General features: G+C 62.3%; 20 protein-coding genes. 1 reads left to right on the top strand and 19 read right to left on the bottom strand.

The features are described 5' to 3' along the window. Positions 1–116: 116 nt before the first annotated feature. The 15 genes from I2G40_RS00410 to I2G40_RS00340 form a co-directional block, all read right to left on the bottom strand. Entirely contained in the window at positions 117–401 is a 285-nt protein-coding gene (locus tag I2G40_RS00410; RefSeq protein WP_035137167.1) for an ATP-binding protein, read from the bottom strand. Between the two features lie 324 nt (positions 402–725). Further along, the gene (locus I2G40_RS00405) at positions 726–1,085 is read right to left on the bottom strand and encodes a DUF192 domain-containing protein (protein WP_238025108.1); all 360 of its coding nucleotides are present in this window, start codon (positions 1,083–1,085) and stop codon (positions 726–728) included. Then, a complete protein-coding gene (locus I2G40_RS00400) occupies positions 1,082–1,558 on the bottom strand; it encodes a TadE/TadG family type IV pilus assembly protein (protein WP_195543810.1) in 477 nt (158 codons plus the stop codon). Before I2G40_RS00400 ends, I2G40_RS00405 begins: the two co-directional genes overlap by 4 nt. After that, complete coding sequence (locus I2G40_RS00395) at positions 1,558–3,711, bottom strand: hypothetical protein (RefSeq protein WP_229090557.1); 2,154 nt, start codon at positions 3,709–3,711, stop codon at positions 1,558–1,560. Before I2G40_RS00395 ends, I2G40_RS00400 begins: the two co-directional genes overlap by 1 nt. Further along, a complete protein-coding gene (locus tag I2G40_RS00390) occupies positions 3,683–4,219 on the bottom strand; it encodes a TadE/TadG family type IV pilus assembly protein (RefSeq protein WP_138113974.1) in 537 nt (178 codons plus the stop codon). Before I2G40_RS00390 ends, I2G40_RS00395 begins: the two co-directional genes overlap by 29 nt. Next, a complete protein-coding gene (locus I2G40_RS00385) occupies positions 4,155–4,373 on the bottom strand; it encodes a hypothetical protein (RefSeq protein WP_138113972.1) in 219 nt (72 codons plus the stop codon). Before I2G40_RS00385 ends, I2G40_RS00390 begins: the two co-directional genes overlap by 65 nt. A gap of 1 nt (position 4,374) precedes the next feature. Continuing rightward, positions 4,375–4,605 (bottom strand): hypothetical protein, encoded by a 231-nt coding sequence (locus I2G40_RS00380; protein ID WP_138113970.1) that lies wholly within the window; start codon positions 4,603–4,605, stop codon positions 4,375–4,377. A 296-nt stretch (positions 4,606–4,901) separates the two neighbouring features. Next, positions 4,902–5,135, bottom strand: a complete 234-nt coding sequence (locus I2G40_RS00375) for a hypothetical protein (protein ID WP_089572694.1) — start codon at positions 5,133–5,135, stop codon at positions 4,902–4,904. Between the two features lie 10 nt (positions 5,136–5,145). Then, positions 5,146–5,787, bottom strand: a complete 642-nt coding sequence (locus I2G40_RS00370; RefSeq protein WP_117746903.1) for a type II secretion system F family protein — start codon at positions 5,785–5,787, stop codon at positions 5,146–5,148. Next, a complete protein-coding gene (locus tag I2G40_RS00365; protein ID WP_195543809.1) occupies positions 5,784–6,710 on the bottom strand; it encodes a type II secretion system F family protein in 927 nt (308 codons plus the stop codon). The genes I2G40_RS00370 and I2G40_RS00365 overlap by 4 nt, the downstream gene beginning before the upstream one ends. Beyond that, positions 6,683–8,011 (bottom strand): CpaF family protein, encoded by a 1,329-nt coding sequence (locus I2G40_RS00360; RefSeq protein ID WP_138113966.1) that lies wholly within the window; start codon positions 8,009–8,011, stop codon positions 6,683–6,685. The genes I2G40_RS00365 and I2G40_RS00360 overlap by 28 nt, the downstream gene beginning before the upstream one ends. After that, complete coding sequence (locus I2G40_RS00355; protein WP_195543808.1) at positions 8,008–9,657, bottom strand: nucleotide-binding protein; 1,650 nt, start codon at positions 9,655–9,657, stop codon at positions 8,008–8,010. The genes I2G40_RS00360 and I2G40_RS00355 overlap by 4 nt, the downstream gene beginning before the upstream one ends. Beyond that, positions 9,657–10,316: a Flp pilus assembly protein CpaB gene (cpaB, locus tag I2G40_RS00350; RefSeq protein ID WP_227790272.1), complete on the bottom strand. Its 660-nt coding sequence runs from the start codon at positions 10,314–10,316 to the stop codon at positions 9,657–9,659. Before cpaB ends, I2G40_RS00355 begins: the two co-directional genes overlap by 1 nt. Positions 10,317–10,568: 252 nt before the next feature. After that, a complete protein-coding gene (gene rsgA / locus I2G40_RS00345) occupies positions 10,569–11,522 on the bottom strand; it encodes a ribosome small subunit-dependent GTPase A (protein ID WP_195503935.1) in 954 nt (317 codons plus the stop codon). 478 nt (positions 11,523–12,000) lie between these two features. Further along, the gene (locus tag I2G40_RS00340; RefSeq protein ID WP_195543807.1) at positions 12,001–14,682 is read right to left on the bottom strand and encodes a cation-translocating P-type ATPase; all 2,682 of its coding nucleotides are present in this window, start codon (positions 14,680–14,682) and stop codon (positions 12,001–12,003) included. Positions 14,683–15,123: 441 nt separating this feature from the next. Between I2G40_RS00340 and pyk the strand changes: the two genes are divergently transcribed. After that, a complete protein-coding gene (gene pyk / locus I2G40_RS00335) occupies positions 15,124–16,584 on the top strand; it encodes a pyruvate kinase (protein WP_195543806.1) in 1,461 nt (486 codons plus the stop codon). A 203-nt stretch (positions 16,585–16,787) separates the two neighbouring features. On the opposite strand, the gene I2G40_RS00330 is transcribed toward pyk, so the two are convergent. From I2G40_RS00330 to cbiM, 4 genes are all read right to left on the bottom strand, one after another. After that, positions 16,788–17,636, bottom strand: coding sequence for a hypothetical protein (locus tag I2G40_RS00330; RefSeq protein ID WP_229090556.1), 849 nt, complete (start codon positions 17,634–17,636; stop codon positions 16,788–16,790). Between the two features lie 80 nt (positions 17,637–17,716). Continuing rightward, the gene (locus I2G40_RS00325) at positions 17,717–18,487 is read right to left on the bottom strand and encodes an energy-coupling factor ABC transporter ATP-binding protein (RefSeq protein WP_229090555.1); all 771 of its coding nucleotides are present in this window, start codon (positions 18,485–18,487) and stop codon (positions 17,717–17,719) included. Between the two features lie 46 nt (positions 18,488–18,533). Continuing rightward, positions 18,534–19,370, bottom strand: a complete 837-nt coding sequence (locus I2G40_RS00320) for an energy-coupling factor transporter transmembrane component T (protein WP_195543803.1) — start codon at positions 19,368–19,370, stop codon at positions 18,534–18,536. After that, the gene (gene cbiM, locus I2G40_RS00315) at positions 19,348–20,433 is read right to left on the bottom strand and encodes a cobalt transporter CbiM (RefSeq protein ID WP_195543802.1); all 1,086 of its coding nucleotides are present in this window, start codon (positions 20,431–20,433) and stop codon (positions 19,348–19,350) included. Before cbiM ends, I2G40_RS00320 begins: the two co-directional genes overlap by 23 nt. Positions 20,434–20,679 lie beyond the last annotated feature (246 nt).

Here is a 20,679-nt window from a genome sequence, read left to right as displayed (position 1 = left end):
GTGTGCCTTGTTTCAAGGCTTGATTAGTATAACCAAGGACGCGTTCCGGTCAACCGAGAATTTTAAAAAAGTTTTTGAGCACAGCCTCGGTTCTATAAATCGGCACGTCAGAGGCATCAGCCGGCAGCAAGAAGTTTTTCACTCAGAGCCGCACGGGCAAACTCACTTGGCGTCATCCCCTCGGCAGCCGCCCGTCGACGAATGGCCTCCTTCATTCCCAGAGGAATCTTGACCGACAGCGTTGCCGTCCCCTCACCTGAGAGCGGGGGCCGTCCATGCACGATCCCACCAACGGTGTGTTCGCCATCCGGAAACTCTCCGCGCTCGTACGACTCGCACCACGCGTCAATCATTTCATCCGTTACAACCTGACCATTAGCGGCCGTATACGTCTTGCCCATCATCGACCCCTTTGCCGAGCCTGTTCAATCTCCTGCCAAAATTTCTTCTGGACTGGAGACAAGGCATGAATGATAAGCCACCCACGGACAAGCTCGACCGCGACAAGCTCCACGCTTCGTCCGTCTGGGAGCCATCCAATCGCAAGCCATCTCGGCGGCTCGTCCTTCGACTCGCGACGAATGCACTCAGTAACCGCAAGCCAAGCGCTAAGCACCTGCTTTTCCGTCAGGTGCTTTTTAGCGTTGGGATGAATCTCAACATCCATGCATCTTCTCCTCCATCTTACCCAATTTCGTATGACGAAAGTCCACTGTCGCCAATTCTTAAGCCGGCACGCGTTGGAGAGCAGGGGTCGAAACAATGATTGAAGGACGCTCTAGTACGGCCCAGGCGCCGGGGCAGGAGCACATGCGCCAAGGGCGGACGTTTTCGTAGCGCGCGAGGATATTGCCGTCGCGATCGATGAAGGCGATGTCGATGGGATAGGCCATAAAACACGTATGGACCGAAGAGCAGCGTGGAAACGCCATGACGAGCGGCAGGCCGTTGGCGGCAACCGGACGCCGTCCCAGCATGCCGCGCAGGCGCACGACAAACGACTCCGCCACCACAAACTCGGCCGGCGTCCAACCCAGCCTATTGAGTGCCCGCGCGTAGACGATGTAGGACGAGACCGCGGTCACATGACCACCCCCGGACGCCATGGATCGACCGTCACCGCACGCTCGTGCGACAACGTTGTCGGCGCCCCCAGCGGAACGCCAGCGATGCTGAGAGAAGCCGGCCACGGCTCATAGTGCATGGTGCAGGTGTAGGTCCTAAACGTACCGGATAGGGAGAGCAGGCCACCATCCGATGCCTCCGCGCCTTGCTCGCTCGACACTTCGATCTGCAAGTCATAGCCTTCCATGGCATTCAGAATTTGAGTCTGAACCGTCGCCGAGGCATCGGCAGAGCTTTCGTCGCCCTCCCCCTCCGACGCCACGGCGTGCGCCAACACGATGTCGGGCACCACGCGGTCGAAGCGCGCGACCGCGCCTGCAAAGATCATGACGTTGTACGCGACGAGAGCCAGCACGAGCAGGACAGGCGTGACCACGGCCATCTCGACCGTCGCCTGGGCACGCTCCTCGCGCAAGCCCGCGCGAATGCCCATTACGACCCACCGCCAAAAGCTCCCACCAGCGTGGCAACATCGACAGTGAGCGGGATGGAGCGGCCACCGGGCAGCGGGATCTCCGCAAGCGTGAACACCGCGCTGCTGATGGTGCGCTCGACGTGATATTCCAAGGCCTCGCAAAGTGCCTTAGGGTCAGTCACACCCAAGGGGATTTTTCGCAGGATATCTTGAGTTTTGGAGATGCCTGCGATATCGGACCCCGGACTTTTGATGACATTGGCGGTATCGGTCAGCACCGGTTTTCTCAGACGCAAATCGCACGGTTCGAGTCCCAGCGCCGCCACGGACGCCGAAACGGTATCGCCGAGCCACGATGCAATGGAGCCCAACGCACCGCTGCCCCCTCCTAGGTCTTTAATCATCTCGTCCATAAGTTCGTCGGCCGAACCTTGGATGTCTCCGTATCCCACGAGTAGCCGTCCCCAAACATCCATGACGCCGTCGAGCACGCCGGCAACGCCGCCCGAGCGTTCCTTCAATGTCGAGAAAAATCGCGAAAGCACGTTGTTTTGCGCCGTCGCCTCATCGGGCGCCAGCACCGCGGCAGAGATAGCACCGCGATCGCCAAGCCTGACTGCCGCGTTAAACGAGGAGTTAAGTTGATCGGGGCTGGTAATGTCACCCGAAACTGCAAAGGCGACCACGCCGTTGCGGCCAGGTGGGGCGATACGCGGGCGCTCGCCGGAAAGCGCTTTAATGGCCTGGTCAAACGCATTGCCCGCACGGTCGGCCTCATCCTCGGTCTGACGCTCAAGTTCGAGTTCTTTGTTGCGGCATTCGACGTAGTCTTCCAGAGCCTCTTTGAATCGATCAAAGTGGTACTCAAAGCCGTTTTCGATAGAAGTCGAAGGAGCCGCAACGGCACCGAGCGACGAAACACCAAAATGGCATCTATTGCATTTGTCCTGCCCGTCATAAGCAGCAACCGAGGCCAGCCCGCATGGCGCCCCCTTCTTATAGTTGGGGCAACTCGTTCCGTAATGCAGATACGTCTTGCCATCGATGGCACTGGTTGGCCACACCGTATCGGTATAGAGTTCCGTCGCTCGCACCTCGTCAGTGTTGCGCGGCAACAGCGGGATATAGGAAGCGACTTCATCTCCGTCCTCGGTTACATATGCACGATTGACCTCTGTACTCGCATAGGTGTAAAACGCCTTGCGCGCCGCCGACTCCGCCTTCGTCTCGACGCTTGAACCCTGCGGTTTTTCGTCTGCCAGGCGTTGACGGTAGTAGGTCTTCGCGCGGTCGAGCGCCACCTGTGGCTCCCACGAAATGCTCGAGGCATAATGCGGGTTCTGCTCACCCGAGAGCTTTGCCAAACTCCTCGTACGTTCCCACATGCATGAACAGCTACCGACCGAAGCCGGAACCGATCCACCGCAATCCGCAAGCCAGGCGCGTTCTTTTGCTTTCGCCGTCTCCTCCAAGGCCTTCTGCAGCTCATCTGCTGCGCGCTCCAGATCTTTCGATGTGTCTTTAATGGCATCGGTCGAGATCTCAGAACCCTCGAGCGCAACGAAATCCGACTCGGACGTCCTGGGCACGGCAAGCGCCGTACCGGTATAGGTCACACTATCGGTATCCTGCGCCGACACCGCCTGCGTGGCACGCGCGGCAATCAGATACGGCAGAGCCGTCTCGATTTTCTGCAAGCCTTCCGATGCGCTTTTGGCAAACTTGTTGCGCGTTTTAATGATCTCAATCCCGGTGTCGACCATATTGCCGGCAACTGGTTCGGCACCCGGGATGAGGATGGCGACCAGGCCCGTCCCGATCGTGGCAAACCCCGCTAGCCCCAGACTCAAGATGCTCGCATCAACCACCGTGGCAGCCGTGTGATAGGACGACACTACGTTGGCACCCGCCAGCGCGCCGCTATCGGCCGCCACCTGGGTGTCCCCCGCGCGCGACATGCTCCATATCGCCGCGGTCGACGAAAACAACAACGTGAGCACCACTAGGATGACCACGGCAGAAGAAAGCGTGGTGTAGGCACCGTCTTCGATAAACAGGTCGATACCGGCGCGGCCCATAAAGCCGCCTCGCTTGCGATGGCAGCTCGGACGGCGCGTCAAAACGCGTCTAGACCAGAAACGCTTAATCCCATGCAGCAATCCACGAATCATAATCTCCCTCCAGCCATTCGGGACGTGATTGATACGAGACATCGACCTTGAGCTCAACGTAGCCACCCTCGGCGGTACCACCCATAGCCTGCGCAAACGCACCGATCACAGGCAACGGCTTGACCTCGCCGGAAACGGACACGGACGAGACGCCACCCGCATCGGCCCGGCTAAGCTCAATATCCCACGACAACGGCCCGCCGGCATGAAAGATCGAAACGTTGGGCACTGCGGCAAGCCGGCGGCGGGTGAACTCCTTAAGATCGTCGTCCTCCGCCGTCGTCGTGATCATGAGCCGCGCGGTCTCGGCGGCGGCAGACTCCATGACCGCGCGCGTATAAAGCAGGCACACCGGTTGCAGTGCGAGAAGGATGAGCGTCAGAAACGTCGGCAGCAAAAAAGCGGCCTCGACCGTAGACTGCGCCCAGTCCTCGCGCGCGATATCAATACAACGCGATGTCCTTAGCGCCCGCAGCGGCGTCGATAACCGACGTCGAGGCAACGCCATGGGATGCCGCCCGCTCAACCAGCGCCGCCAAGCGTCCATCGGTGCCAGCACGCCAAAGTCCCACAATCGCCAGCACGATCGATAACAGCGCCACCGTGACGATGGCGTATTCCACAGTCGCTTGGGCAGATTCCTCGCGCAGGACGTCATGCATTTCACGACCCCTCCTTTGAGTTCGATGCCTGCGGGCTCAGGCGGATCACGCGCAGGCGGCACGAGGCATCGCCGGCATCCGCGGCAACCGTCACCATATCGACCCAGCCGCGCCCATCGCGCACGATGGCGCCCCATACGTTGCCCTTAATATCAAGATAGCCGCTCAGGGCGAGCTGGGCCGTTGGCACCTCGCGGTAGGCGCGTAACATATCCGCCGCTGCCTCGGTCATCGGTCGGTCCTCAGACCATGCAAGCCGGACCGTAATCGCGTTGTCCCCAGGCGAATCCGTCGCAGTGCCAGACCGCTTGTCGAGCGTCCGCAGAAAGGTTTGCGCCGTGACAGCGACATCCGAATCGTCCGCATCTCGCATCTCATCTTTTTGAGACGCCACCGCCGAATCTGAGCCCGAATCGAAGGCGGCCCCAGGACGCTGCTGCCGCGCGGCGTTAAGCCCCCAAAGCACCGCCGCTATCGCCACGGTCAGGCAAGCAAACACCAGCAGCACCCCGATGGGGCGCTCGCCCTCTACAGGCTGTTGATGCCCTCGCTGATAGCGTTCCATAGATCTTGGACCTTGCCCTTAAATGCGACGATGGCGATAATCGCGATCACCACGAGCACGCCGACCAAGATGGCATACTCGGTGGTACCCTGTGCACTCTCCTCCTGCAGTAGCTCCTTGGCGCGCTGACGAACATGTGCCGCCCGGCAAAACGCCCAGCCCTGGACCTTGCCAGCAGCGTCAGTCATCGTGTTCATGTATTCCTCCCTACATCATCCCGCCTGCTCCCAGCAGCGGGCCCAATATGGACAGAAGCAACGCCGGCAAGATGAGCGTGCCGGTGGGAATCAGCAGCTTGACGGGCGCACGCTCAATCTCGCGCTCGACCGCGGCGCGATGAGCCGCACGGATCTCGCGACTTTGAGCGGCCAGTGTCTCGGCAAGTGGGGCACCCAGGGCGAGTGCCTGCCCCACCGTAATGGCAAAGGTCTCGAGCGCTCGCACGTCCAGGTCGCGCGCGGCGGCCAACAACTCGTCCTCACGCGTGCCCACGCCCACCTGCCACGCCATGCAGGCCCGCTCAAGGCGAAGAGCCAGCACTGACCGGCGGTTGGCGCAGAAAATCTCAAGCGCCGCATCAAACGAAAGGCCGGCCGAAAGACCCAAGCGCACAACATCGATCATCTCGGACACTTCGCCGAGCGACACTCGCGCCGGGCCGCCCGCTCCAACCGCGCCCTTCACTCGCGCGGTCAGGGCATCGACCACCGAGCGACCCGCGGCAGCGACCAGCACCGCCTCGCGCTTGCAGGCCCCTGCGATCTTGCGCGCATCCGCCCGATCCAAACCCGTCGCGACAAATACACTCAGGGCACACAGGCAAGCCACAACTGCAACCAGGGCGCTCATAGCTCCACCCGCATAATGCGCCGGATAACCACCAGGGCAACGACGTTGAGGGCTAGACCCAGCACCACAGCGCCCGCACCGGCAGGCGTCGCAAGACCGCGACGAAAATCTGCCGAAAGCAGCGCCAACACCGCGCACATGCCCGCCGGCATCGCCGCGACCATATGCGCAGACATGCGAGCCTGCGACGTCTTAACATCCAGGCGGCGCTTGAGCTCAATGCGCTCCCCCACCATGCTCGACGCCTCGGACAACAGGTCGGCAAGCGGGGCACCGGTTCGCTGCGACACCTTGAGCGCCAAGGTGACAAGCGAAAGGCCGGGGGCATCGATACGGTCGAGTAGGTCATCCAACGCATCAGTCGCCGAGACGCCGCAGTCGATCGCCGTCGCCACGCGCAAAAACTCGGTATGCACTGGCTCTTGCGCGTGAGTTCCCACAAACCTCATGCCCTGGGCCAGCGAATGACCCGAGGCGAGCGACATAGAGAGTGCCGTAAAGGCCTCGGGCATGGCTTCTTCCACATCGTGTTGCTCGCGGCGACGGTCGAAGGTGTCGCGAGCGGCGCCTACGCCAAACGGTGCGAGCAGCCCCAGGACAAAGCCGATGGGCGACAGCGATACGACAGTCAGGGCAATGCCGCAGACACCACTCGATAGCAGCAAGCATGCCAGGCGCGCCTCGTCATCCTCGATAACAAGGCCAAGGCGATGTGCTGGAACCAGCGCCGCCCAGGAGCGGGTAATCTTTTTTAGCAGGTCGTTTTCTACCAACTCGCGCGGCAGCCTCTCGGCAACCGACTCAAGCGCATGGCTGACCAGTTCCGCCGGCGGCACGCGCGACACACGAGGCTCCGCCCCGCACGCCACCGCGGCAGAAAACCCTGCCAAACCCCCTACGACGAGGGGCACAGCGACCTCCATTCGTCCACCTCCTCTTGTGTGAGCGTCCCCGACCGCAGGCCTTCTGCGATAAACGGCGGCTCGCGGTCAAGCGTCCAGGTGCGCTCGGCGGCATCGAAAGTCACATAGCGCTCGAGCTCTACGCCGCCCGACGCGGCGCGACGCACCCCCGAATACGAGGAGACGAAGCGCCTGCCATCGGCGTGGCGCTCGGACATCACGATGCCGTCGAGCGCCATGGCAATCTGCTCTTCGATGAGCTCGCTCGGCAGATCGATGCCATAACGTGCAAGCAACGTCAGACGCACCACGGTCTCCTGCTCGGAACCCGCATGAAGCGTGGTGAGCGACCCGTCGTGGCCCGTGTTCATGGCCTGCAACATGTCGCAGCACTCGGCACCGCGCACCTCGCCCACCACGATGCGGTCGGGGCGCATGCGCAGGGCATTGGTCACCAGGTCGCGGATCGTCACCGCGCCCTCGCCCTCAATTGAAGCCTCGCGCGCCTCTAGACGCACCACGTGCGGATGATGCGCAAACTTGAGCTCGGCAGAGTCCTCGATCGTCACGATGCGCTCGCCGGTGGAAATCTCACATGACAACGCGTTGAGCAGGGTGGTCTTACCAGATCCCGTGCCTCCCGCAACCGCCAGGTCCTGTCGCAGCGACACCGCGCACGACAACAGCTGCGCATACCAAAGCGGCAGCGACCCCAGCCCCACAAGCTCGTCCAGCGAGCAGATGCGGTCCGAGAACTTTCGGATGGTGAGAATCGGTCCGTCAATCGCCACAGGCGGAATCACCGCGTTGACGCGATAGCCCGTTTTGAGGCGGGCGTTGACGATGGGGCTGCGCTCGTCGATACGGCGGCCAAGTGGCGAGATGATGCGGTCGATAAGCACACGGATCTGTTCATCATCCTCAAACGCATGCTCGATGGGGTGCAAGACGCCGCCGCGTTCAAAGAAAGCCGAGCGGCAGCCGTTGATCATGATCTCGGTAACGGTGTCGTCCTCGATGAGCGGCTGCAACGGCCCCAGGCCCACTACGTCATCCAAAATCTCGTCGATGATGGTCTCGCGCTCGGTCGTCGCGAGATCGGTCGGTTCCTCAACATTGAGCGCCGCCTCCACCGCGGGACGCAATTCCGAGCGGGCAAGTGCCGGGTCGATATAGGCGCTGATACGCGCCACTTCGTCGTAACCCATGCGGTCCATCACGGCGCACTTGGTGCGTCGTTTCACCGCGCGGCGACGCCCCGCATCTACAGGCGCTGCCCCCGCTGCAGCGCCGGCAGCCTTAATCCTCGTTTGCAGGCTCATCGCTGATCACCCTCGCGCGACCAGGGAAGGCGGATACGCGGGCGTTCGGTGCGCGTTGCACGGTCGGCGACCATATCGCTCCAAGGGCCGACGGCGCACCCCAGTTCCACGAGCATCTCGCGCGTGGCCTCGCGCACGCTGGTCGCAAAAGCGCTGGTCTGCCCCACTGCCTCATCAGCGCGCCCAAACGCCATGAGCGCGGCGAGATCCTGCCCGCCATCGGCGATACGAATCTTGGAGCTCAACGCACAGGCAATCTCAAAGCGCATGGCGACGTCCTCGTCTGCCCCGCGCGCACCGAACCGGTTGAACACGGCGCTCATGCGCGTGCGCGGCACACCTACTCGACTTGCCAGTTCAATGACGCGCGACGCCGATGTCGCGGACGACACCGCAGCATCGCCAACGATCAGGCAGCGGTCGCTCGCCGCCACCGCAGCCGCCACGGCGTCGCCCCAAAAGACCGAGGTATCGATAAAGACTACGTCGGATTCGCGACGCAAAACATCAAGCAGTAGCTCCACCGGACGTGCCATGAGCTCGGCTTGCTCGGGCGCCGCAACGGGACCCCAGAGCGTAACGCCTGGCGCCACGCGCATCGATGTGGCTACGATATCCGGCTCGGTGAGCGCGCCCGCCGCCGCCGGCTCGATAAGTGCCGCCATATCGCGCGGAGCATCGACGCCTAACAAGTCGTAAAGGTTTCCAAACATCAGGTCCAGGTCGAGCACGGCGGCACGCAAGCCCAACAGCGACGATGTGTGTGCCATGGTGGCAACGATCGTCGACTTGCCGCAACCGCCCGAACCCGAAATGGCGCAGATGACCGGAGCTCGATGCTGCGGAGCGGCAGCGTCTGCCGGCGGCATCGGAGGCGGCGGGGCGGGCGTCGGCGACAGCGTCCCCGTCTCCCCTGCCGCAACCACACGCTGCGTCCAAGCCGGCATGGCGGCTTGTTCGGTCTGCGAGGCAGGCTCGTTCTGTGCAATCTGCTCATGCCGCATCAGCGACAACTCGCCGCACCCGGCAAAGCCCTCAACTTCGTCGAGTTCATCCGCCAGATTCACGCCGTGCACGTATCCCATATCTACAGCCGGGGAGTCGCCAGCATGCTGTGCCGGCCCTCCAGCGTCATCGTATACAAGGGGGTTCCGGGGGCGCCGACCATGCTCGGCTTCCGCTTTTCCATAATCATCAACACGCGGGCCTCTTGTAGCGCGAGGCGCCCCGGGTTCCCTATCAACAAAAGCATCGGGCTCAATCGTCATGCGCCGATCGGAATCAACCGCTCCCTCGCCCGCGCGCCCGTTGCCGCATATACTGTGCGCAGCGATGACCTCGGTCGCCCCCGCGCGAAACAGTCCCTCGATATCCGACGGATCGAGCGCTTCTATCAACACGACCACGCGACTCACGCGGCCTTCGGCCGTCAGGCGCGCAACAGTCTTGCGCACATCTTCGATATCAAACAGAGACGCCTCGATGATGGCAGCCCCGCGGCGCGACGGAAACGCCCGCGCCATGGAAACCAGCCCGTCCAGGTCACCAACGCGAAGCACCTGTGCACCCGCATCACGGCCCTCGACTTCCTGCTGCAACAGCCCGTAATCGCCGCACGCGCAGCACGCAAGCCAGATCGCCTTCATCACTCGTCGCCTCCGCTCTTTTTGCCGCGCGCCGTGGCGGGAATCGTCAAGCTGACCGTTCCCTTGCCCGAGGCTCCCAGCAGTTCCTTGACGTCTTCGGGGTCAGCCGCCAGCGTCACCCATTCGATCTTGCCCTCGCGCGTGGCACCGGAATTCTCACTGGTATCGATCACGTGCGCGCCGCACAGTCGATCGGTTACGCCATCTTTTTGCACGTACACGTCCACATAGCTGCCCACGCCCGTGGCACCGCCGACCGAGTGCTCGGCATCGACCGCCACCGAAACGGCGACCTTGCCCTTAGGCACCTCGAGCTTGTGGCTCTCGGCCTTGGTGTAGACATTGCAGATCACGGCGTTTTTGGGAATACGCGAAGTCGTCACGTCGCCGCGCACCTGGCGCAGCTCGGTCGCCGCGTCACGCGGCAGCAGGCTCGTCAGCCATTCCTGGGTTATGACATTGGTCTCATCGAGGGTCTCGCCCACATCGATATCACGCGCCGCGACGCATACCTCGACGCGATCGCCACCGTACTTGGCCAAGGTCTCAGCCTGGACCTGTTCGGCTTGCGAGCGGATCGACGAGCCGTAAACCATGCAGAGCAGAGCAGCGAGCACGCCCGCGACCAGACTGATGGCGATGCGCTTGCTCTTGTTCACGGCCGCTCCTCTCATGGCAGTGCCGGGCGAATGCCCGTACCACCATTGTCTGGGCGGTCAGAGCGCAAAGCGGCGCAATCGCGATCTTGGTTTTCGATGTCAAACCAATCGCTGACCAAAAGCTGACCAGCCCGTCAAGCTCGTGGCAAGGTTTTGGCCAGCACGTCAGCAAACTGCATGTTTCGAGGCTTTTCCGCAGCAAAAAAGCCGTCTCCCGAACAGTTGGGAGACGGCTGTCATAGGAAAAATCAATTACAGATGAACATCGGGATCGAGTATTTGAGCGCTCACGCGCATGGATGACGCCAGGTTTTGGAACGTTTCCAGCCGCAGGCTGTCGATCTGCCCGGCGTCCTCGGCCTCGCGAACGGCGCAGCCCGGCTCATGGGTATGTGTGCAATCGCCAAACCGGCACGCGCGCGATGCCTCGACAATCTCGGGGAAGGCGCGCGCCAGACCCCGCTCGTGACCCACGAGCGGTAGACTGCGCAGGCCCGGGGCATCGGCGATCACGCCGGCGTCGCCCGGCAGCGCCACCATCACGCGCGCGACGGTAGTGTGACGGCCCTGGTCGTCGCGTTCGCGCACACCGCCGGTCGCCAACGTATCGTGGCCCAGCAGTGCATTGAGCAGCGTCGACTTGCCGGCACCCGACTCGCCCAGAATCATGGCGCAGCTCCCGGCAGGCACGCAGGCACGGACCTCGTCCAGGCCGCGGCCCTCGGCAGAGGACGTCACGATCACGCGCACGTCCGGACCCACCAGGCGGCGCACGCGGTCCAGATCGCGCTCGAGCTCCTCGGCATCGCAGCGGTCAGCTTTGGTAAGCACCACCACCGGCTCGGCATCGCAGTCAAGCGCCAACACCAGCGAGCGCGCCACGCGGTCGAGCAGCACCTCACCGGCACCGAGCGCCTGCACGATTAGCACGCTATCCACGTTGGAGCAGAGCACCTGGCGCTCTCCACGGGCACGGCCGCGCCAACGCTCAAAGCTCGTACGGCGCGGCAGCACGCACTCAATCACGCCCATATCGTGCCCGGGAGCGCGGCGCACCGCCACACGGTCGCCCACGGCAGGCAGCAGGACCTCGTCCTCGCCGCGCGACTTGGCAAACCCCACGGCATGCTCGGCGCGGAAGGTATCGTCGGCAGTCGCCACCAGCGGAAACCCGCGATCCAGGCGAATAACGGCACCCAGCCGCATCTGCTCGGGTTCCTCGGCATGTGCGCAAAAGTCGTCAAATGCCGCCTGCTGAGCTTCATCGACCGGCAGGTCATCAAACGCCGGAACGTCCTGCAGCGCGTCAAGTCCCGGTACGCTTGCCAGCAGCTCCTCGGCAGACGCGGGGGCCTCGGTCGCAAGCTTCCGACGACGATCGCGCTTAGCCCGCGCCCCCGTCGTCTTTTTCTTCGCCTTAGCCTTAGCCTTGCCCACAAGCGCCTCCCAGCACCATAAATCACAACTGAGCAGGTATTTTAAATCAAAAAGAGCTGGCCGGGCAAAGCCCGACCAGCTCACAAACTTTCCCTCAGCCCTTTTCATCCGCACGGGAGAAAAGCCAGCAAGGATACCGCAGGGCCCGCCCGCCGGGAGGGGTTTCCTAAGGGCACATCCCGCAGCCGCAAAGCGGCGAGGACGTGCCCGTGGAAACCCCGCAGGCGGTCGGGCCCGGACAGGAACGTTACTCTTTTTCGACCGCGCGCATGATCGCCTTGTAGATCTCCATCAGCGGGATGATCAGGAAGGCCAGGCCCAGCGCGGCAAGAACGCCCTTGAGCTCAAGCGTCACGGGGCCAAAGAACATCTCGGCAAGCGTCGGCTGCACGGTCACGATCACCGTCAGCACCAGCGCCAGCGCGGCCGAAGCCCACAGCCACTTGTTCTGCTTCTTCATGGTGAACAGCGACGCACGACGGCTGCGCATATTGAAGCAGTGGAAAATCTCGACCATGTTGAGCGTGATGAACGCCATCATCACGCCTTCCTCGTCGGCATTGCCGGCGATCATATCGGCGATGTGGATGTAGCCCATGTCAAAGTACACGCCCACAAAGAAGCTCGCCAGCACCAGCACGGTGATGATCAGGCCCTGGACCACGCAGTCCAGACCCATATTGCCGGCAAAGACGCCGTCCTTGGCGTTGCGCGGCTTGCGCTTCATGATGTCGCCCTCGGCATCCTCCATGCCCAGCGCAAGCGCGGGGAAACAGTCGGTGACCAGGTTCACCCACAGCAGCTGCACCGGCTGGAAGATGGTAAAGCCGATGAGCGTGGCGATAAACACCGAGAAGACCTCGGCAAGGTTAGCCGAAAGCAGGAACTGGATGACCTTGCGGATGTTGTCGTAGATGCGACGGCCCTCTTCGCAGGCACCGATGATGGTGGCGAAATTGTCGTCGGCGAGCACCATGTCGGCGACGTTCTTGGTGACGTCGGTGCCGGTGATGCCCATGCCCACGCCGATGTCGGCGCGCTTGATGGACGGGGCGTCGTTGACGCCGTCGCCCGTCATGGCCACAATCTGGTCGCGCGACTTCCATGCCTCGACGATGCGGGTCTTGTGCTCAGGCTGGACGCGAGCGTACACGCCGTAGTCCTCGATGTGTGCGTCGAGTTCCTCGTCGCTCATGCGATCGAGGTCGGCACCGGTGATGGCCTGGCTGCGATCGGTGACGATTCCCAGCTGCTTGGCAATGGCCACGGCGGTGTCGATATGGTCACCCGTGATCATGACGGTGCGGATACCGGCGTCGTGGGCCTCGCGGATGGCGTCGGCGACCTCGGGGCGGACAGGGTCAATCATGCCGGACAGGCCGCAGAAGACCAGGTCGTGCTCGAGCGCAGCGGGGCTGCAGTCGCTCGGGACCTCGGTGTAGGTGCGGCTTGCCAGCGCCAACACGCGCAAGGCCTCGTCGGCCATGGCCTTGTTGGCGGCCACGAGCTCGGCGCGACGCTCCTCGGTCAGGGGGACGACCCTATCGCCCTCGTAGATGTGGGTGCACAGGCCGATTACCACGTCGGGCGCGCCCTTGGTGTACTGCTCGTACTCGCCGTCCAGGGTCTCGACGACCACGGACATCATCTTGCGGCCCGAGTCGAACGGGGCCTCGCCCACGCGCGGGTGCTCGGCAGTCAGACCGGTGAGACCAGCCTTGCCGGCGTCGTTGACGAGCGCGCACTCGGTCGGCTCGCCCACGGCCTCGCCCAGCTCCTCGTCCCACTGGGCGTCGGAGCAAAGGGCCATACCGGCCAGGAACTTCTCCTTAGGCGCGGCGAGCTCGCGCTTGACGACGGTCATCTTGTTTTGGGTAAGGGTGCCGGTCTTGTCGGAGCAGATGGTCTGCGTACAGCCGAGAGTCTCGACGGCAGAGAGCTTGCGGATGATTGCCTGGCGCTTGGCCATCTTGGTCACGCCGAGCGACAGCACGATGGTCACGACGGCGACCAGGCCCTCGGGGATGGCAGCGACGGCGAGTGAGACGGCGACCATAAAGGTGTCGAGCAGGGCAGTCGGGTCGGTAAGGACGTTGCCTACGCCGTGGCGGATGATGTCGACGCCAAAGATCACAACGCAGATGACGATCACCATGATGGTAAGGATGCGGCTGAGCTCGGCAAGCTTCACCTGCAGCGGCGTAAGCTCTTCCTTGGCCTCGGCCAGGGCGCCGGCGATCTTGCCCATCTCGGTATCCATGCCGGTACCGACCACGACGGCGCGGCCGCGGCCGTACACCACGGTGGAGCCCATGTAGCACATGTTCTTGCGGTCGCCGAGCGGCACGTCATCGGTGCCCGCGGCAAGCTCGATCACGTTGGCGTGCTTCTCTACGGGCACGGACTCGCCGGTGAGTGCGGCCTCTTCGATCTTCATCGTGGCGCTCTCGAGCACGCGGCAGTCGGCCGGGACGGAGTCGCCCGCCTCGAGCATGATCACGTCACCGGGGACGAGCTCGGCGCTCGGCAGGTGCACGAGCTTGCCGTCGCGCAGCACCTTGGACTGCGCCGCGCTCATCTCCTGCAGGGCCTCGAGAGCCTCCTCGCTCTTGGCTTCCTGGACCACGCCCAGCACCGAGTTGACGATAACGACGAACATGATGATGGCGACATCGGCAAAGTCCGCCTCGCCCTTGACCAGGCCCGTGAGCGCGCTGATAACCGCGGCTGCGATCAGCATGATGACCATGGGATCTGCCATCTGCTCAAAGAAGCGCTTCCACAGCGGCGTCTTCTCGGCTTCCTCGAGCTTGTTAGGGCCTGTCTTAGCGAGGCGCGACGACGCCTCGTCGTCGCTCAGGCCGAGGTTCTCATCGACACCTTGGTCGCTGAGCACCTCCGCCGCGGCGGACAGGTATTCCTTTTGCATATAGAGTCCCCTCCTGGGATTCGGGCCACTCAGCAGATTGATGCCCGATCATAATTCCCAGGAGAAGGGCAAGGGCTCATCAAGGCTGCCGTGCTGAGCGGCAGTTGATAGTGGAGCTATGGTACCCCAAAGCGGCGCGTCTAGCCAAAACATTCCAATTGGAAACACGGCTCGAGTGCAACGATGCAGACCGTGTGATGCTCAACATTGATAAAACGTTTTTTCTTCGGCGCATCGTCAAATTGAAATATCGCCCAGATAGCAGCGGTTAGAACGGTTGGTAAAGTTTTTGCATATACCGTTTTTCCGCAAAAAATGAACTTCTAATTCGGCATACGGTCGATTTTTTGGGGTATTCGGACGCCATTTCGTTATAATCAACTCGGTTTTATTTCTTATGGTTTATCTATCAGCGCAAGACGATGTCAGATGGAGGTCTGAATGTACAAGCGCACTAAGATTGTATGCACCATGGGTCCCGCCTGCGATAGCGACGAGACCATCCGCGAGATGATCAAGGCGGGCATGAACGTCGCCCGTTTTAACTTCTCGCACGGCTCCTACGACGAGCACCACGGTCGCATCGAGCGCGTCCGTCGTATTTCCAAGGAGCTCGGTATGCCCGTCGGCATCCTGCTCGACACCAAGGGCCCCGAGGTCCGCACCGGTCTTCTGGTCGATGGCAAGAAGGTTGCCGTCAAGACCGGCGACAAGATCGTCGTCACCGCTCAGCCCACGACCGAGGATTTCCACGGCACCGCTGAGCACATCTCCCTCGACTACCTGGCTCTGCCCTCCGAGGTCGAGAAGGGCTCCCTCATCCTGATCGATGACGGCCTGGTTGCCCTCGAGGTCGAGTCCGTCGACGGCCAGGACATGACCTGCGTCGTCAAGAACGACGGCCTGATCGGCGAGCGCAAGGGCGTCAACATGCCCAACGTCAACATCTCGCTGCCCGCTATCACCGAGCGCGATCGTCAGGACATCCTCTTTGGCCTGACCGAGAACATCGACTACATCGCCGCTTCCTTCATCCGCGACGGCGAGTCCGTCCGCGGTATCCGCGAGCTTTGCCGTGGGAACGGTGGCGAGCACGTGACGATCTTCCCGAAGATCGAGTGCGCCCTGGGCGTCGAGAACTTCGATGAGATCCTCGAGGCATCCGACGGCATCATGGTCGCCCGTGGCGACCTGGGCATCGAGATCAAGCCCGAGCTCGTTCCCCACATCCAGAAGGAGATCATCGCCAAGTGCAACGCGGCCTACAAGCCCGTCATCACCGCTACGCAGATGCTCGACTCCATGCAGCAGAACCCGCGCCCGACGCGCGCCGAGGTTGCCGACGTTGCTAACGCCATCTACGACGGCACCGACGCCGTCATGCTGTCCGGCGAGTCCGCTGCCGGTAAGTACCCGGTTGAGGCCGTCAAGATGCAGGCCAGCATTGCTCTCGAGACCGAGAAGTACCTCCCGGCTCACGCTCCGCTCGAGGTTCCGGCTGACGCTCACGGCACCCGCGTTGTCAACAACGTTGTGGGTATGTCCGCTGTGAACATGGCTACCACCGTTGGCGCCAAGTGCATCACCGTGCCGACGACCACCGGCCGTACTGCTCGCCTGATCTCGCACTTCCGTCCCAACATGCCGATCTGCGCGTTCTCCCGCCACGAGTGGGCCGTCCAGCAGATGATCATGTACTGGGGCGTTATCCCGCACCAGGCCGAGATTACCCAGGGCACCGTCAACGGCACGATCGTCAAGGCGATCGAGACCGCTAAGGAGCTCGGCTACGTCGAGGCCGGCGACCTGACCGTCGCCACCGCTGGCGATCCCCGCATGAGCGTCCAGCTCGAGGACAAGGTCTCCTCGACCAACGTTGCTTACGTCGCTCAGGTGCGCTAAATCGCACTTGCAAGCACACTTGCATTGCAAAGGGCCCGGAAGGCTTTGCCTTCCGGGCCCTTTTTTAGGGCCTACTTCATATGCCGCTTCATCGATTTGTGATCAGTCGCGAACCTTTCCGATGCCGAGCGTACCACCGAAGATGCCCTGCGACGGGAGCTGTTGGTCAATTGGGATGAACTGTTCACCGTTAAGCCGGCCGGCTAGCAGCTAGCAATCAGGGGGACTGCGGGAACGCCAGAAGCGGCAACGCGAGCCGCAAAGCCCGCCTCGGTCAGCTCGATGACCTCGGTAAACGTTGCGTCGAAGAATTTCTCGGTCAGCAGGCGGTATGGCGGATGGTCGGCCTCGCCGGGGTTTTCGCGCACGATCTCGTGCATAACGCCGATGGTCTTGAGCACATACTCCTTATGGATGGGATACTGCCCAAAACGCGTCGCCGCAGTATACAGGCGATCGGTCGCGCGCGGAATCGAAACAATGCCGAGCGTCTTGCCAAACCAGTCAAAGTCGCCTTGCTTTTTAATGCGGAACTCCTCGCACGGCTTGCCGCCGTGCGCCTCCAGGTACTGATTCACGCGCGTATTCCATACGGTATCGGCCACCAGATGCGACCAGACACCCAGTGTCAAATCGAGCAACGACTGCGCCACATCTTCGGATGCAAGCGAGAACTCACAGGCGCCGGGACCGGCAACCGGCTCGGCATCCCTGTAGCGCTGGGGATAGTGCACGCGATTCAGTCGCTCGCGCTCATCGACAATCGAGGTGGCCGCGGCTGGCGCACCGGTGGGCGAACTTTTAAGCAACGGTGCCACATAGGTATCCCAGAACTCATGCTCACGAGGCTTAGGGATAGGCTCGGGCTTTGCAAAGTGCGTAATGCGGTACGGGATGGGATCGGCGATGCCAGGGACCATATAGCCCACGAAGATATCCGGAACCACGCAGCCAAACAAAAAGGCATTGCGGTCGCGCACGCTATTGGCAAGCGCACCGGTGCGCTCCAGCAAACGCTCCGTCTGAGCGATATGAATGTTCCAGCTTGGCATAGCCACCCCCATAAAAAACCTGGATAACTATACCATCACGGCAAAGCCGCGCGGGCGGCTACGCACGCTCTACGCAGCAACTAGTCCGTAGCACCGCTTTCGGTTCCATACGACGGCGAAGGCGCCTCGATCACATGGTGATATCGATCGATATAGATTGCACGGGCACCCAGGCGTCGCACCAAATCCTGGTGATGTGTGCTCATCAAGACCGTCTTACCCGCCGCGACGTAGGCCAGCAAGAAGTTGACCACAATGTCGCATGAATCCTCGTCGAGCCCATTGGTAGGCTCGTCGAGGACCAAGATATCCGGGTTCATCGACACCACCGCAGCCAGCGCAACGCGCTTCTTTTGCCCGCCCGAGAGCTGATAGGGAGAGGCGTCGGCAAGGTCGGCAACCTGGAACAGCCCCATGGCATCGCGCACGCGGCGCTCGAGCTCGTCTGCCGGCAGCCCCATCTGCGCGGGACCAAAAGCAACTTCCTCGCCCACCGTAGCGCAGAACAGCTGAGCATCGGCATTCTGAAACACAAAACCTACGCGCTGATGAAAACGCTGAGCGGCCGCGGAATCCTTTAGAAACGCCTCATCGATCACGTGCCCGTCAAACAGGTATGCCCCTGCATCCACGAGTTCAAGGCCGTTAATAAGACGCATAATCGTCGTCTTGCCGCAGCCGTTGGGACCGAGCAGGGCAACGAGTTCACCACGGTCCACGCGCAGCGAAACGCCGTCGACCACCGTATGGCCCGCATAGGAAAACACCACGTCGCGAAACTCGATGAGCGGCGTTGCCTCGGCGCCAACAGCACCGCTCGCGCCCATCGCGTCATTTGTATCGTTTGCCAAAACGTCGCCCTTCCCCATTTGCATCCCCAGTCGGAACCAGCAGCGCCTACAGCACGGCGCACAACACTGTCAGCAGCGCCACGCCGGCCGCATAGGCCGCATCGCGCCAGCCAAACCTGACGCGCGCGGGAGCCGGATACGCACCGGCAAAGCCGCGGCAAAGCATAGCCTCGTCCATCGCGCGGCTGCATTTCATCGCCTTGATAAAGGTCATGCCCATGATACCCGCGATCGAATCGGTACGCGAAAATCCCTCGGGCGCACGGCCAACGCTGCGCAGCATGACCGATTCGCACAGATCGTGCGCCGTACGACCCAGCACCTCGATGTGCTTGAGCGCCATATCAAACGTAAAGATAACTTCGTCGGGTAGATGCAGCATCTTGAGCGCCGCCGACATGCGGCTCCACGTGAGGGTCCACGAAACACCCAGCACGAGCGACACGTTAATGAACGTCTTAAGCGCAATTTTGAGCATGGCACCCGCGGCAGAAGCGCCCAGCAGCAGGGCAGGCAGTGCCAGAACCACGGCAAACCCCGCGGCAGCCAACGCCGGCACAAAGGTCGCGCGCAGCCCGCGTACAGGGCGCACGGCAACGAGCACCAGCGCGATAGCCGCCATCAACATGATGTACAGCGGGCTCTGCGTCAGACACACGCACAGGACGCAAAAGAACATCCCCACCAGGCGCACCGGAGCCGAAACGCAAGAAAGGGCGCGGTCGACCATCGACCCGCCCTCGTGCGCGCCCCCGCCCAGGCGAACCCGCTCAAGCAGGCTCGCCAGGTGCAGGACGTTCTTTTGCATCACGCGATGACGAGCGCCCGTGGGCTCGTAACGCTGCTCGACCGCAAGCCAGCTAGGCAGCTCGACCATCGCCATGAGCACCGCTTTCCTTGACCGTCAGCGAGATCAGACGGAATGCGATGGTGAGCACCGCCACGCCAATCACGCCGGACAGGATATACATGGCAGCCTGACCGGCAAAGCCGAGACCCTGCTCCTCGGAATAGGCCTGCAGGTAATCACCCGTAGGCAGCGCATCGGCAAAGGTCGGGGTGTCGAGACCGACCGAAGCCTGCAGGCTGTCGTCGCCAACCTCCTGAACGGCGGTCGCGGCGCCCTCGGCGTCCCACTCACCCCAGGCGTCACCCGTGGCCAGCAGGCCCAGCGGCGTGGCCACGACAAGCACGGCAACCAAGATGAGCGTGGGGACCAGCGAGGTCTTCTTGGCAGCAGCGCCCTCGGCAGCAAGCTGTCCATCGGCGGCCTCGGGGCCGACGATAACGCTCGGCGCCGTCTTCTTGATAAAGCCGTAGATCGCGGCAGTCGCCACGCCCTCGACCACGCCGGCTACCAACATATGCGGGATCATCATGGCCGGAATGGCAATGGACAGCGGGAAGGGGCAGTACAGCGGAGCGCCCGAAGCATTCGTGAAAAGCATCGGCTGAATACCAAACTCGATTGCTGCGCACAGGGCCGCCAGGCACAGGCCGACCCAGCCGCTTACGATGGCCGAAACCGAGGTGCCCCAGCTCTTGTCGTGCAAACGGCTGTTAAGCGCGCGGAACACGATGGCTGCGGCAAACGGCAACACGAAGGTCATGTTAAAGCAGTTAGCGCCAAAGGACAGGATGCCGCCGTCGCCAAACAGCAGCGCTTGCAGCGCCAGCGCGACCGAAACCGCGATAGCCGCGGCCTCGGGGCCCAGCAGCAGCGCGATGAGTGCGCCACCAACGGCGTGGCCTGTGGTGCCGCCAGGCAGCGGCACGTTGAACATCATGAGCAGGAAGGAGAACGCGGCGCAGATGCCCAGGAACGCCATGTGCTCGCGATCGAGCGTGGCGCGCACCTTCTTGATGCAGTGGATCCAAACGGGCACCATCGCCACCGCCATAACGGCATCGGTCTGCGGGGACAGATAATTATCTGGAATGTGCATGTACGCCTCCCGGTTATCGGCGCACGGAATTGCAACGCCGCTTGAATCACCTTTCCAGTGTTACGTAATGTCAGATTCGTAACACGCCGCGGGCTATCATAGCAAAACGGCGCACTGCCGACAAAGCAGCACGCCGTTATGTAATGCGCGTGTCATATATGCAGGCTCAACGGTGCCTTATACCGGGCACAGCAGTCACGTAGGACTCGGCAGCAGCCACCGCTGACCCATACCCCAGCGCAGGAC

Origin of the sequence: Collinsella aerofaciens, assembly GCF_015558785.1 — a bacterium.
GTDB lineage: Bacteria > Actinomycetota > Coriobacteriia > Coriobacteriales > Coriobacteriaceae > Collinsella > Collinsella aerofaciens_P.
The sequence above is the reverse complement of the archived record's forward strand: the minus strand, read 5'-3'. Positions and strand labels throughout refer to the sequence as shown.

Excerpts from the sequence above, each read along its gene's own strand:
- I2G40_RS00330 (WP_229090556.1), bottom strand. The coding sequence starts at position 17,636 with ATGCCAAGCTGGAACATTCATATCGCTCAGACGGAGCGTTTGCTGGAG.
- I2G40_RS00385 (WP_138113972.1), bottom strand. The coding sequence starts at position 4,373 with ATGCATGACGTCCTGCGCGAGGAATCTGCCCAAGCGACTGTGGAATAC.
- I2G40_RS00370 (WP_117746903.1), bottom strand. The coding sequence starts at position 5,787 with ATGAGCGCCCTGGTTGCAGTTGTGGCTTGCCTGTGTGCCCTGAGTGTA.
- I2G40_RS00400 (WP_195543810.1), bottom strand. The coding sequence starts at position 1,558 with ATGGGCATTCGCGCGGGCTTGCGCGAGGAGCGTGCCCAGGCGACGGTC.
- I2G40_RS00340 (WP_195543807.1), bottom strand. The coding sequence starts at position 14,682 with ATGCAAAAGGAATACCTGTCCGCCGCGGCGGAGGTGCTCAGCGACCAA.
- I2G40_RS00410 (WP_035137167.1), bottom strand. The coding sequence starts at position 401 with ATGGGCAAGACGTATACGGCCGCTAATGGTCAGGTTGTAACGGATGAA.
- cbiM (WP_195543802.1), bottom strand. The coding sequence starts at position 20,433 with ATGCACATTCCAGATAATTATCTGTCCCCGCAGACCGATGCCGTTATG.
- pyk (WP_195543806.1), top strand. The coding sequence starts at position 15,124 with ATGTACAAGCGCACTAAGATTGTATGCACCATGGGTCCCGCCTGCGAT.
- I2G40_RS00320 (WP_195543803.1), bottom strand. The coding sequence starts at position 19,370 with ATGGCGATGGTCGAGCTGCCTAGCTGGCTTGCGGTCGAGCAGCGTTAC.
- I2G40_RS00375 (WP_089572694.1), bottom strand. The coding sequence starts at position 5,135 with ATGAACACGATGACTGACGCTGCTGGCAAGGTCCAGGGCTGGGCGTTT.
- I2G40_RS00355 (WP_195543808.1), bottom strand. The coding sequence starts at position 9,657 with ATGAAGGCGATCTGGCTTGCGTGCTGCGCGTGCGGCGATTACGGGCTG.
- I2G40_RS00390 (WP_138113974.1), bottom strand. The coding sequence starts at position 4,219 with ATGGCGTTGCCTCGACGTCGGTTATCGACGCCGCTGCGGGCGCTAAGG.
- rsgA (WP_195503935.1), bottom strand. The coding sequence starts at position 11,522 with ATGCGGCTGGGTGCCGTTATTCGCCTGGATCGCGGGTTTCCGCTGGTG.
- I2G40_RS00360 (WP_138113966.1), bottom strand. The coding sequence starts at position 8,011 with ATGAGCCTGCAAACGAGGATTAAGGCTGCCGGCGCTGCAGCGGGGGCA.
- I2G40_RS00395 (WP_229090557.1), bottom strand. The coding sequence starts at position 3,711 with ATGATTCGTGGATTGCTGCATGGGATTAAGCGTTTCTGGTCTAGACGC.
- I2G40_RS00380 (WP_138113970.1), bottom strand. The coding sequence starts at position 4,605 with ATGACCGAGGCAGCGGCGGATATGTTACGCGCCTACCGCGAGGTGCCA.
- I2G40_RS00365 (WP_195543809.1), bottom strand. The coding sequence starts at position 6,710 with ATGGAGGTCGCTGTGCCCCTCGTCGTAGGGGGTTTGGCAGGGTTTTCT.